The sequence below is a fragment of the Mesorhizobium sp. WSM4815 genome (assembly GCF_055811575.1).
The window spans coordinates 416,275-427,827 of the sequence record NZ_JBVVQS010000101.1; the positions used below are offsets into that span (position 1 = coordinate 416,275).

At 64.4% G+C, this 11,553-nt stretch carries 12 protein-coding genes; all 12 read left to right on the plus strand.

Annotated features, from left to right (window positions below):
- Nucleotides 1-62 precede the first annotated feature (62 nt).
- The 12 genes from AC0L2B_RS27480 (at nt 63) to AC0L2B_RS27535 (ending at nt 11,519) form a co-directional block, all read left to right on the plus strand.
- Complete coding sequence (locus AC0L2B_RS27480) at nt 63-296, plus strand: AbrB/MazE/SpoVT family DNA-binding domain-containing protein (RefSeq protein ID WP_091589924.1); 234 nt, start codon at nt 63-65, stop codon at nt 294-296.
- Complete coding sequence (locus AC0L2B_RS27485) at nt 283-477, plus strand: hypothetical protein (RefSeq protein ID WP_473747767.1); 195 nt, start codon at nt 283-285, stop codon at nt 475-477. Before AC0L2B_RS27480 ends, AC0L2B_RS27485 begins: the two co-directional genes overlap by 14 nt.
- A 121-nt stretch (nt 478-598) precedes the next feature.
- A complete protein-coding gene (locus AC0L2B_RS27490) occupies nt 599-1,681 on the plus strand; it encodes a P-loop NTPase family protein (RefSeq protein WP_473747568.1) in 1,083 nt (360 codons plus the stop codon).
- Nucleotides 1,660-3,243 carry an ABC transporter transmembrane domain-containing protein gene (locus AC0L2B_RS27495; protein WP_473747569.1) on the plus strand — a complete coding sequence of 528 codons (1,584 nt, stop codon included), beginning with the start codon at nt 1,660-1,662 and terminating at the stop codon, nt 3,241-3,243. The genes AC0L2B_RS27490 and AC0L2B_RS27495 overlap by 22 nt, the downstream gene beginning before the upstream one ends.
- A gap of 228 nt (nt 3,244-3,471) precedes the next feature.
- Entirely contained in the window at nt 3,472-5,340 is a 1,869-nt protein-coding gene (locus tag AC0L2B_RS27500) for a TRAP transporter large permease (protein WP_473747570.1), read from the plus strand.
- 29 nt (nt 5,341-5,369) lie between these two features.
- Nucleotides 5,370-6,386: a TRAP transporter substrate-binding protein gene (locus AC0L2B_RS27505; RefSeq protein WP_473747571.1), complete on the plus strand. Its 1,017-nt coding sequence runs from the start codon at nt 5,370-5,372 to the stop codon at nt 6,384-6,386.
- A 76-nt stretch (nt 6,387-6,462) separates the two neighbouring features.
- Nucleotides 6,463-7,266: an SDR family NAD(P)-dependent oxidoreductase gene (locus tag AC0L2B_RS27510; protein WP_473747572.1), complete on the plus strand. Its 804-nt coding sequence runs from the start codon at nt 6,463-6,465 to the stop codon at nt 7,264-7,266.
- A gap of 8 nt (nt 7,267-7,274) precedes the next feature.
- A complete protein-coding gene (locus tag AC0L2B_RS27515) occupies nt 7,275-8,126 on the plus strand; it encodes an IclR family transcriptional regulator (protein WP_473747756.1) in 852 nt (283 codons plus the stop codon).
- Nucleotides 8,123-8,260, plus strand: coding sequence for a hypothetical protein (locus tag AC0L2B_RS27520; RefSeq protein WP_473516193.1), 138 nt, complete (start codon nt 8,123-8,125; stop codon nt 8,258-8,260). The genes AC0L2B_RS27515 and AC0L2B_RS27520 overlap by 4 nt, the downstream gene beginning before the upstream one ends.
- On the plus strand, nt 8,260-9,885 hold the full coding sequence (locus AC0L2B_RS27525; protein WP_473747574.1) for an acyl-CoA synthetase: 1,626 nt from the start codon (nt 8,260-8,262) through the stop codon (nt 9,883-9,885). Before AC0L2B_RS27520 ends, AC0L2B_RS27525 begins: the two co-directional genes overlap by 1 nt.
- 10 nt (nt 9,886-9,895) lie before the next feature.
- The gene (locus AC0L2B_RS27530; protein WP_473747575.1) at nt 9,896-10,654 is read left to right on the plus strand and encodes an SDR family NAD(P)-dependent oxidoreductase; all 759 of its coding nucleotides are present in this window, start codon (nt 9,896-9,898) and stop codon (nt 10,652-10,654) included.
- A 10-nt stretch (nt 10,655-10,664) separates the two neighbouring features.
- The gene (locus AC0L2B_RS27535) at nt 10,665-11,519 is read left to right on the plus strand and encodes a PCC domain-containing protein (RefSeq protein WP_473747577.1); all 855 of its coding nucleotides are present in this window, start codon (nt 10,665-10,667) and stop codon (nt 11,517-11,519) included.
- The last annotated feature ends 34 nt before the right edge of the window (nt 11,520-11,553 follow it).

Genomic DNA, 11,553 nt, shown 5'->3' on the forward strand with positions numbered 1-11,553 from the left:
TGTGGAGGTTGAAATTCGGTCCACATAATAATACCGAAAATGGGTACTACCAAGGTGCGGACATGACCAACACAGTCACAGCCAAAGGACAGGTGACCATCCCGAAGCCGGTCCGGGACCTGCTCGGAATCGTGCCGGGCAGCAAGGTTGATTTCCGCCGCACCGATGACGGCAATGTGGTGATTGTGCGTAGTGACAAGAAGCAGCCCGCGAGCCGCTTCGCGAAATTGCGCGGCCATGCCGGCAAGGGCCTCGACACCGACGCCATCCTGGCGCTGACGCGTGGCGACGCGTGACGCTGGTCGGCTCGATCCTGTAACGGACGATGCGAACTGGGCGGATTGGTCTTTCGACCGGCTTGAGGCGGCAAGCCTCAATGGGCCGTTGCTGATCAACGATGCGGTCTATGCCGAACTTGCCGTCCGCTATGACCGCACGCCGGTTTCTCGTCCGCTGCTTCGCGCGGCGTGTGCGTAGGCCCCGCGGCTTGGGTCTACGCCATCGTGGCGAAAAGAATTGCAACTCCACCGAGAATAATCCTAGTTCGACCGCGTTCTCCCCCAGGTAACAGCGCCCCTTGGTGACCGGAGAGACCACAATGGAAATTCTTGACTGCGAACGCATCGCGAAGGCCAAGCGGGCTTTCACGACCCGCCGAATTCCCACTGAGCGCATGCGGATGTTGCTTGCGCCTCCCGCCGAACCGAAGGCAGGCGACCTGGTGCTCGCGCGGATCGAGGCGCTCGGTCACCACAAGTCGGTCGAACTGCCCTCGGGACGCAAGGCGGCACTTGCCGCGACGGACGAAGTCGTCCTGGCCTACGGCAACCGCTACGCCCCTGATCAGTTCGAGGCGATCGTGCCGGCAGATCTCGGACCGTGCCATATGGTGGCGGCAGGCGGAGTGGCTTCGCGGGCGTTGGCATGGCACGACAAGACCATGTCTCCGACTGCGATCGTGCCGCTCGGCCTCGTCACCAACTCATGCGGCCGCGTTCTGAACGTTGCAGACTTTGCGGTCGCGCCGCAGCCGGCGCGGCTCACCCCGCCGACAATCGTTGTCTTCGGAACGTCGATGAATTCGGGCAAGACGACAACAGCTGCAAGCCTCGTGCGTGGTCTGACCAGGGCAGGTTTTGCAGTTGGTGCGGCAAAGGTGACCGGAACCGGAGCCGGCAATGATCTCTGGTCGATGATGGATGCCGGAGCATGCGCCGCTCTTGATTTTACTGATGCCGGCTTTGCCACGACCTATCTTGCCCCAATCGATGCCATCGTCGAGGGCGCGCAGCATTTGCTGCATTCTCTTGCCGCCACCGGGGCGGAGATCGCGGTTCTGGAGGTCGCGGATGGGCTATTCCAGTCCGAGACGGCCGCGCTGGCAAAGTCCCCTAAATTCCGCGAGCTGACCGGCGGCGTGCTGTTTGCCGCAGGCGATGCGATGGGGGCGGTGGCGGGCTGCGAAAGGCTGCGCGAGCTTGGATACGACGTGCTCGGGCTCAGCGGGCTCCTGACCTGCTCGCCGCTGGCGCGCCGGGAAGCAGGCGCTGCCAACGTCCCTGTCTATGGCGTCAAGGAACTCACCGATCCGGCGACCGCGGCAAGCATAGTCTCAGGGATATTGAACCCGCGCCTGATAGTGATCGCTGGAGGTGCACAATGCCTCTACCAGGAATCCTGATCGGCACGCGACTGGTCGCCCTTGCGGTTCTTGTCGCCATCGGCTTTGCCAAGGCCGCCACGTCGCTCGCTCTTGTCGCCATCGTCGGTGCGGCGGTTTCCGGGGAACCGCAGCCGCTCGGGCAGGGCAGGCTGATCGTGGCCAGCCTTTCGCTCGGCATCGCGCTCTTCTCACTCGGGGTGATGCAGCGCCGACAGGGGGCAGCATTTGCACTGGACTATGTGCGCGAGGTCCGCAGACTGCTGGTCGAGCAACTCTTCGCGTTGCCGCCTGGCGCCGGCCGGACCGGTCTCGGCCTGGTAATGACCCGCCTCGTCACCGACCTCTCCGCCATCAGATCCTGGCTGGCCGACGGCGTGGCTTCCCTCTTTGTTGGGGGTCCTTCCGTCGTTCTCATCGTGCTTGGCGCCTTCTGGCTTGCCCCAGGGGTTGCGCCGTTCCTGCTTTGCGGCGTTCTTGCCTGGTCGATCGTCTGTCTTGTTGCCCTGCCGTTTCTTCACCAGGCCATCCGCGAAAGCCGGCGCAGGCGGGGACGGCTTGCCGGCCGTCTCGGCGACATCGTTGCCGCCCGGGCGGCGTTTGCCCATTTCGGCAAAAGCGGAACGTCCACACGAAAGATCGACCGGATGTCGGAAGCGCTCAACATGTGGCTCGTTCGCCGGGCAGGGTGGTCGGGGGCTGCGCGCGCGTCCAGCGACTTCGTCATGCCCGTGATCGTCGTCATCCTCGTGGCCTATGCGTTTTCGGGCCGCCCGGCGATTCTCGTTGGCGATCTCAGCACGCTATTGCTCCTCGCCGGACTGACGGTTGGCCAGCTTTCCGACCTCGCTCGCGCCGCCGATTATCGGCTTGCCTATGTCGAGTCCCGCCGCCGGATTGCCTCCATCCTGGCAAGGCCGGTGCTTGCGGATCCTGTGAATCCAGTTCCCCTGCCGCGCTCGACGGCAGGCCGGCGGCTGCGCATCGAATTTCATTGCCGACACGGCACGCCGTCAAAAGTGCTGGAGGCCGCGCCCGGCGCGTCGATCCTGCTTGGCGGTGATACGCCTGAAGCACGCAGCGCGCTTTTTTCCAGCATCGCAGGTTTCGAGGAAAACAGCGGCCTGGCGATTTTCCTCGATGACATCCCCGTCAACAAGATTTCGCAACGCGACCGGCGCCGGGCAATCACCGTTTTGTCGCCGGCGATCCCGTTGGTGCGGGCAACAATGCTCGACAATATTGCCCTGGGAGCGTCCTCAGCGACCTCGCAAGAAGAGATAATCGCCACGGCCTCGCTGTGCGGCCTGGCAGTCGATGAACCTACAGACAGGCGACTGGAGCCTCCTCACGTCGGTGCAATGCAGGTCGCCCGGATCCGTGCCGCACGAGCGCTAGTCCGATCAGCGGCCGTGCTCCTAGTCGACGACCTCGATGTCTGCAAGGACCGGGACTTGCTTGCGGCCGTTCTTGCCCACGCGCGTGCCGCGCAAACGACAGTGATCGTCTCGTGCGAAGCAGCCACTGCGGGCATGGAATTCGATGATACCTGGCGTCTCGATTGCGAGTGCAACCCCTCCTGAATACCCCTGTCTAGGTCTATCGATCCACAATATGGATCGCATTTTCGCCGCAAGGCGCTTATACTGAGGCCGATTGCATGCCAAAAATCGGTTATGCGAAATAACAGGTCCATGATATAGACCTTGTACGAAATCTGGAACGAGCGGGAGGAGATCGCTTTGTTCCGATTTCGGCGTGAGCGTTTCAGGCAGGCGTTGTTGCCTGATCCGAGCGGAGGAGCTTGAAGCATGACAGCCGCCAGCAACAACACGATAATCGTCGATACGTCGGCCGAGGTGCTGGATGCGCGGCCAGGGTCGCGGCTGATGTGGCCGGTCGAGGCGGTGGCCTCGATACTGCTCGTCTTCGTCATCGGTCTGCTGCTCGCCGGCGTCATCTCGCGCTACGTGCTGGCGTTGCCGATCGTCTGGATCGATGAGGCCGCTTCCATCTCCTTTCTCTGGCTCGCCATGCTCGGCTCGGCGATCGCCATCGACCGCAACGAGCATCTGCGTCTTACCATCTTCCTCAACATGATCCCCGCGCGCGGCCGCGACTTCGTCAACGCCCTCGCTTTGCTCGTCGTGGCGACCGTGCTGCTTGCGCTGATCGTGCCGGCAAGCCAGTATGTACAGGAGGAGTGGTACGTCACCTCGGCGGCGCTCAACATTCCGATGAGCTTCCGCGCCTCGGCAATTGTCGCCGGGCTGGCATTGATGTCTGTCATCGCCGTGGGCCACGCGATCCGCGCAGCGACGCTCGCCAACCTGGCCGCCGCTGTCGCAGTCATTGCCGCACTGGCCGTGGTCGGCTGGCTGCTTTCGCCATTGTTCCTCACGCTCGGCTACGCCAACATCGTCATCTTTCTCGTCGGCGTGGTGGCGGTCTGCCTTCTGCTCGGTGTGCCGATCGCTTTCTGTTTCGGCGTCGGCACGATCGCCTTCATCGCCTTCAGCACGCACGTGCCGATGATCGTGCTTGTCGGCCGCATCGATGAGGGGATGTCGAGCCTCATCCTGCTGTCGGTGCCGATCTTCGTCCTGCTCGGCTGTGTGCTCGACGCGACAGGCATGGGCAAGGCGATCGTCGAGTTCATGGCGTCGCTGCTCGGCCATGTGAAGGCCGGCATGTCCTACGTGCTGCTGGGCTCGATGTTCCTCGTCTCGGGCATTTCCGGTTCGAAGGTTTCCGACATGGCGACCGTCGCTCCGGCACTTTTCCCAGAAATGAAGCGGCGCGGCCACAAGCCCAGGGAGATGATCGCGTTGCTCGCAACCGGCGCTGCGATGGCCGATACGGTGCCGCCATCGATCGTGCTGATTGTGCTCGGCTCGGTCGCCGGCGTTTCGATCGCTGCGCTTTTCACCAGCGGCTTCGTCATCGCGGTGGTTCTGTTGCTCGTCCTTGCGGTGCTCGCACGTTGGAAGGCTTCGGGCGAAAACATGGAAGGCGTCCATCGCGCTCCGTTCTCGCTCGTCTGGAAGACGCTGCTCGTCTCCGCCCCCGCACTGGTGCTTCCCTTCCTGATCCGCGGCGCCGTCGGCGGCGGCGTCGCCACCGCCACCGAGGTTTCCACAATCGCCGTGCTCTATGCGCTGGTCATCGGCGCGTTGTTTTATGGCGGCATCGGCGCGAAGAAATTCTACGCCATGCTGGTCGAGACGGCGGCGCTGTCCGGCGTCATCCTGCTCATTCTCGGCACCGCCTCGGCAATGGCCTGGGCGCTGACGCAAACCGGCTTCGCCAACCAACTGGCCATCTACATGACTGACCTGCCCGGAGGCTGGTTCTCCTTCATGCTCGTCACCATCGCCGTCTTCATGGTTCTCGGCTGCGTTCTTGAAGGCCTGCCAGCGATCGTTCTGATGGCGCCGATCATGTTTCCAATCGCCGCTCGGCTGGGCATCAACGACGTGCACTATTCTATGGTCGTCGTGACGGCGATGAACATCGGGCTCATGGCGCCGCCTATCGGCATCGGCTTCTACATCGCCTGCAAGATCGGCGACGTCTCGCCCGACGAGGCCATGAGCGCCATCTGGCCCTACCTCGGTGCGTTGCTTGCCGGCCTGTTGCTGATCGCTGCCATCCCGGCGCTGTCGGTAGCCTATCTCTAGCCACTCGGATTCAACCAGGAGGAAACACGATGACCATCACCCGCCGCAGCTTGATGATTGGCGCAGCCGCATCCATCCCGCTCGTGAGCACCATCCGCTACGCCGGGGCGCAGGCGGCGGAGTTCAACTACAAATACGCCAACAACCTGCCGCTCACCCACCCGATGAACCTGCGCGCGCAGGAAGCCGTCGAGAAAATCCGCGAGGAGACCGGCGGCCGCGTCGCCATCCAGATATTCCCCAGCAACCAGCTCGGCGCCGACACCGACATGCTGAGCCAGGTTCGCTCGGGCGGCGTCGAATTCTTCACGCTGTCGCCGCTGATCCTTTCCACGCTCGTCGCCAATGCCTCGATCAGCGGCATCGGGTTTGCCTTCTCGGACTACGACGCGGTGTGGGCGGCGATGGATGGCGACCTCGGAAAATATGTGCGCGGCGAGATCGAGAAATCGAACCTGGTCGTCATGGAGAAGATCTGGGACAACGGCTTCCGCCAGATCACCAGTTCCGTCGGCCCGATCGAGACGCCCGCGAACCTCGAAGGCTTCAAGATTCGCGTCCCGGTCAGCCCGCTCTGGACCTCGATGTTCACCGCCTTCAAGTCGGCGCCGGCCAGCATCAACTTCGCCGAAGTGTATTCGGCGCTGCAGACGAAGATTGTCGACGGGCAGGAAAACCCGCTCGCCATCATCTCGACGGCCAAGCTCTACGAGGTGCAGCAGTTCTGCTCGGTCACCAACCACATGTGGGACGGCTTCTGGTTCCTCGCCAACAAGCGGGCCTGGGAGGCGATGCCGCAGGACATGCGCGAGATCGTCGCCAGGAACCTCAACGAGGCCGGCGTGAAGGAGCGCGAGGACGTCGCCAAGCTCAATGCCACGCTTGAGCAGGAGCTCGCCGCCAAGGGCATGAAGATCAACCATCCGGATGCGGCCCCGTTCCGGCAGACGCTGAAGGACGCCGGCTTCTACGCCGAGTGGAAGGGCAAGTACGGCGACGAAGCCTGGACCATCCTGGAAAAGGCTGTTGGCGCCAGCCTGACCTGAGGGCGGGCGGCTCCCGGGCGGGCAGGCCATGTGGCTCCGCCCGATAACAGCCACGGCTTTTTGAAGGAATTCGATGGTGGTCGACCGGCTCAGGGGAAAATCCGCAATTGTCTTCGGCGCAGGGTCGTCCGGACCCGGCTGGGGCAACGGCAAGGCGGCGGCGGTCGCCTTCGCGCGCGAAGGTGCGCGCGTCGCCTGCGTCGATCTCGCTGCGGCGGCCGCCGCCGAAACCGCTGATATCATCCGCGACGAAGGCAACCAGGCGATCGCGTTGTCAGCCGACGTGACCAGTCTGGCCTCAGTCGAGCTGGCAGCAGCGGCGGCAATGGAGGCGTTCGGCGCCATCGACGTCCTGCACAACAATGTCGGCGTGACCCATATGGGCGGTCCCATTGAACTCGATGAGGACGCGTTCCAGGCCGCCCTCGACCTCAATATCGGACCGGTCTACCGCACCGCCAAGGCGGTGTTGCCGCATATGCTCAAGGGCGGCGGCGGTGCAATCGTCAATATCTCGTCGCTCGCCGCGATACGCTACGTCGGCTATCCCTATTTCGCCTATTATGCGGCCAAGGCCGCGGTGAACCAGGCCACAGTGGCGCTGGCCATGCAATATGCCCGGCAAGGTATTCGCGCCAACTGCATCATGCCGGGCCTGATCGACACGCCGATGATCTACAAGCAGATTTCCGGCCAGTATGGTTCGGCCGACGAGATGGTGGCCGCCCGCAACGCCATGGTGCCGATGGGGCGGATGGGAACAGCGTGGGACGTCGCTGCGGCGGCCGTGTTTCTTGCCTCCGAGGAGGCGCGCTTCGTCACCGGCGTTTGCCTGCCTGTCGATGGCGGCCAAAGCTGCGCCGTCTGCGAGCTCCGCTGACCATGGACATCGCGCCGCCCCCGGAACGCGATCAGACCGGCTCGCAGAGCGTCGACCGGGCGCTCAGCCTTCTTTCGATGGTCGGCCGGCACGCCGACCGCGGTGTTTCGCTCTCCGATATCGTCGAGGAGAGTGGGCTCAACAAGCCGACAACGCGCCGCCTGCTGCTGGCGCTGATGCGCGCGGGAATGGTCGAGCAGGACGAGACGACGCGGCGCTATTATCTCGGCGAGGAGGCCTACGTGCTGGGCAGCCTCGCCTCGCGACGTTTCGGCTTGCTTCAGGTCTCGATGGAAAGTCTGCTGCGCCTTTCCAGAAAGACCGAGGATGCCAGCTTCCTCTCGGTTCGCCGCGATACATACTCAGTCTGCCTCTATCGCGAAGAGGGGACCTACCCGGTCAGGACCCACGCGCTGCAGGCCGGATTCGAGCACCCACTGGGCGTCGGCGCCGGCTCCCTCGCCATGCTCGCCGCACTCCCCGACGAGGAAGTGGAAGCGGTGCTGGCCGCCAATGACGCAGTGCTCAAATCCGACTACCCAATGCTGCCGGTCGAGCAGATCCGGCGCGACGTCGAAACGACGCGCGCCAACGGCTATTCGCTCAATCCCGGCCGCATCGTCACCAATTCCTGGGGGGTCGGGGTTGTGCTTCGCAGCGCCGACGCGCGGCCAGTCAGCGCACTGTCGATCGCGGCGATCGACAGCCGGATGCAGCCGGCAAGACAGGTCGAGCTCGTCGGATATCTCATGCAGGAGGCAAGGCGCGTCGAGGAACGGCTTGCCCAGATGTTCGCCTCGCGCGCGCATGTGCGCGAGCACCCCACTTTAAAGCCCCGCGCCAGGAGGTTGTCACAATGACGAAGTCGGAATTGGAAAACACCGGGCAGTTGATGGCGCCGGCAGCGGCGCCCAGGCTTGCTGATGCCGGCGTCGAGCCCGGCGTCATCGACGCCATCTTCGTCTGCGTGTCGTTGCTGGAGCGCGCGAAGTGATGACCATGGCCGCAGGCGGCGTGACGCCTTCCTCCACGCGCGTCATGAACCTCTCGCATTTTCTGACCCAGGCGGCACGCCGCAACCCGCACGACATCGGCTTCGTCTGGCGCGAGCGGCAGTGGACATGGCGCGAAATGGAAGCGCGCGTCGACGCGATGGCCGCCGCACTCCGCGACGCGTTCGGCGTGACAAAGGGCGACCGAATCCTCGTCCAGTCGGCCAATTGCAACCAGATGTTCGAATCGATGTTCGCCTGCTTCCGGCTCGGAGCCGTCTGGGTGCCGGCGAACTACCGTCAGTCGCCGGACGAAGTCGCTTACCTCGCCAAGGCGAGCGGCGCGCGCGGCCTGATCTGCGGCGCCGGATTCCCGGCTCACGCTGCTGCCTGCCGGGAAACAGCCCCTGGGATCGACTTCGTCCTGTCGATCGGCGCGGCCGAATTCGGCGATGACTACGACGCCGTCGCCGCCCGTTTTGCCGGCCGGACCGTTGCCAGCGTCGCCGTCGATCGCGACGATCCCTGCTGGTTCTTCTTCACCTCCGGCACGACCGGCCGGCCAAAGGCCGCCGTGCTCACGCATGGCCAGATGGGCTTTGTCATCACCAATCATTTGTGCGACCTGATGCCCGCCACGACGCGCGACGACGCCTCGATCGTGGTGGCGCCGCTGTCGCATGGGGCCGGCATTCATCAACTCGTGCAGGTGGCGCACGGCGCCAAGTCTATCCTCCTGCCAACCGACAAGCTCGACGTGCCGACGGTCTGGGCGCTGGTCGAAGAATGGCGGGTGACCAACGCCTTCACCGTGCCGACCATCCTCAAGATGCTGGTCGAGGACGACAGCGTCGACCGGTTCGACCATTCCTCGTTGCGCTATGTCATCTATGCCGGTGCGCCGATGTACCGCGCCGACCAGAAGCGGGCGCTGGAGAAGCTCGGGCCGGTTCTGGTCCAGTATTTTGGCCTGGGGGAAGTCACGGGCAATATCACTGTGCAGCCTCCTTCCTATCATTCCGTCGAGGATGGCCCGCAAGCGCGCATCGGAACCTGCGGTTTCGAGCGCACGGCCATGCAGGTCGAGATCCAGGACGACGCTGGCAATGCCGTCTCGCCGGGCGAAACCGGCGAAATCTGCGTGATCGGGCCGGCAGTCTTCGCCGGCTATTACGACAACCCGCAAGCCAACGCCGCAGCGTTCCGCAACGGCTGGTTCCGCACCGGCGATCTCGGCCACATGTCCGAGGACGGCTTCGTCTACATCACCGGCCGCTCGTCCGACATGTATATCTCCGGCGGCTCCAACATCTATCCGCGCGAGATCGAGGAGAAGATCCTGCTCCATCCCGACATCAGCGAAGCCGCCGTTCTCGGCATTCCCGATCCTGTCTGGGGCGAGGTCGGCGTCGCGGTTTGCGTCGCCCGCGCCGGCGTTGTGCGCGAAACGATCGAGATTGAGCGCTGGCTGGAAGGCAAGCTCGCCCGCTACAAGATGCCCAAGCGCTTCGTGTGGTGGGAGACGATGCCCAAATCGGCCTATGGCAAGATCGCCAAGAAGTTGATTCGCGAAGAGCTGGAGCGCCGCGGCGAGTTGGGACCGTCCGAGCCGAAGCTCTCGGCATGAGGAGCAGGCGATGAACAGCAGCCACCAAAGCCGCGCCGTGGCGATCACCGGCGGCGCATCGGGCATCGGCCTTGAGACCGCGCGCCTGCTGACCGAGCGCGGCTTCGAGGTCTTCCTCCTCGACCTCGCCGCGCCAGCGCTGGGTTCGGCCTGCATGGATCTCGGCCTGCGCGAGGAACGCGGCATCGTCTGCAACGTCGTCGACGAAGCGGCTGTCGACGAGGCCATCGGCCGGATCACCGCCGCGCACAGCCTCACCGCAATCGTGAACTGTGCCGGCATAGCGATGGACCGGCCGTCGGTCGAGACCAGCGTCGAGGATTTCCGCCGCATTGTCGACGTGAACCTCACCGGAACGTTCATCGTCTCGCGGGCTGCGGCGCGCTACTGGCTTGAACGGAAGCTGGCGGGAGCGATTGTCAATATCAGCTCTGTTTCTGGTCTTTGCGGCAACAAGGGCCGCAGCGCCTACGGCGCATCGAAGGGCGGCCAGAATCTCCTCACGCTCGTCATGGCCAATGAGCTCGGCGTCGATGGCATCCGCGTCAACGCCGTCGCACCCGGGCCGATCGAAACGCCGTTGACGCAGGCCGTCCACACCGAGGATGTCCGCCGGCAGTGGTTGGATCGCGTGCCGCAGCGCCGCTACGGCACGCCGCGCGAGATCGCGGGAGCGGTGGCTTTCCTGATTTCAGACGAGGCCAGCTACATCAACGGCCAGATTCTCGCCGTCGATGGCGGCTTCATCCATGCCGGCCTTGTCGCCTGAGATGGCTCCAATGCGCAGCATCCGCCATCCCGGCCCGATGTCGCCGGAACGTTTTGCAGCGATGCCCTGCGCCGCAGAGCCGCTGACGCTGCGGCTTGAAGCCGGCAGCTCGATCAATGACGCCGTGGCGCAGGCCCTCGCGCTCGCCGGGTTCAGCGGCGGGTATATCCGCCTGCGCAACGCGCGGGTTGACCCAATGCGCTACGTCATCCCCGCCGCCTCTCCCGATGGCACGCACGCCGCCTGGTACAGCGATACATTCGCACCGGAGGGCATAACGGTCATCGAGGATGCGGGCCTCGTCGCCGGCCGCCGCGACGAGCAGCCATTTTTTCATTGCCATGGCATCTGGCGCGCCCCCGACGGCGTGCGCCGCATGGGCCATCTCCTGCCGCTCGACTCGCAGCTGGCGGAGCCGGTTGAGGTCACCGCCTGGTGTATCGAGGGCGCGCTGTTCAACGTGCGCGACGACGCCGAGACGAATTTTCGCATTTTCGCGCCGATCAGGGCTCCGCTCCTGGGTGAGCGCCGCGGCCGCCGCGCCGCCATCTGCACGGTAAGGCCCAACGAGGATATCGGCCAGGCGATCGAAGCCCTTTGCCGACGGCACGGCTTTGACCACGCCTCGATCCAGGGCATCGGCAGCCTGGTCGGCGCGGATTTCGACGACGGCTCGGCGGTCTCCTCCTATGCGACGGAAGTTCTCGTCACGGACGGCGCCGTGCGCTCCGGTCGTTGCACGCTCGACATCGCGCTGGTCGGCATGGACGGTGAGATAAGCTCAGGTAGCCTTCGCCGCGGCGCTAACCCCGTCTGCGTGACGTTCGAACTGCTGGTTGTCGCATCCGATGAGGAACCTGCATAGTCGAGGATGCTGACCACGCTGTGCGCCCGCTGCG

Excerpts from the sequence above, each read along its gene's own strand:
- AC0L2B_RS27500 (WP_473747570.1), top strand. The coding sequence starts at position 3,472 with ATGACAGCCGCCAGCAACAACACGATAATCGTCGATACGTCGGCCGAG.
- AC0L2B_RS27505 (WP_473747571.1), top strand. The coding sequence starts at position 5,370 with ATGACCATCACCCGCCGCAGCTTGATGATTGGCGCAGCCGCATCCATC.
- AC0L2B_RS27520 (WP_473516193.1), top strand. The coding sequence starts at position 8,123 with ATGACGAAGTCGGAATTGGAAAACACCGGGCAGTTGATGGCGCCGGCA.
- AC0L2B_RS27480 (WP_091589924.1), top strand. The coding sequence starts at position 63 with ATGACCAACACAGTCACAGCCAAAGGACAGGTGACCATCCCGAAGCCG.
- AC0L2B_RS27530 (WP_473747575.1), top strand. The coding sequence starts at position 9,896 with ATGAACAGCAGCCACCAAAGCCGCGCCGTGGCGATCACCGGCGGCGCA.
- AC0L2B_RS27525 (WP_473747574.1), top strand. The coding sequence starts at position 8,260 with ATGACCATGGCCGCAGGCGGCGTGACGCCTTCCTCCACGCGCGTCATG.
- AC0L2B_RS27535 (WP_473747577.1), top strand. The coding sequence starts at position 10,665 with ATGCGCAGCATCCGCCATCCCGGCCCGATGTCGCCGGAACGTTTTGCA.
- AC0L2B_RS27490 (WP_473747568.1), top strand. The coding sequence starts at position 599 with ATGGAAATTCTTGACTGCGAACGCATCGCGAAGGCCAAGCGGGCTTTC.
- AC0L2B_RS27495 (WP_473747569.1), top strand. The coding sequence starts at position 1,660 with ATGCCTCTACCAGGAATCCTGATCGGCACGCGACTGGTCGCCCTTGCG.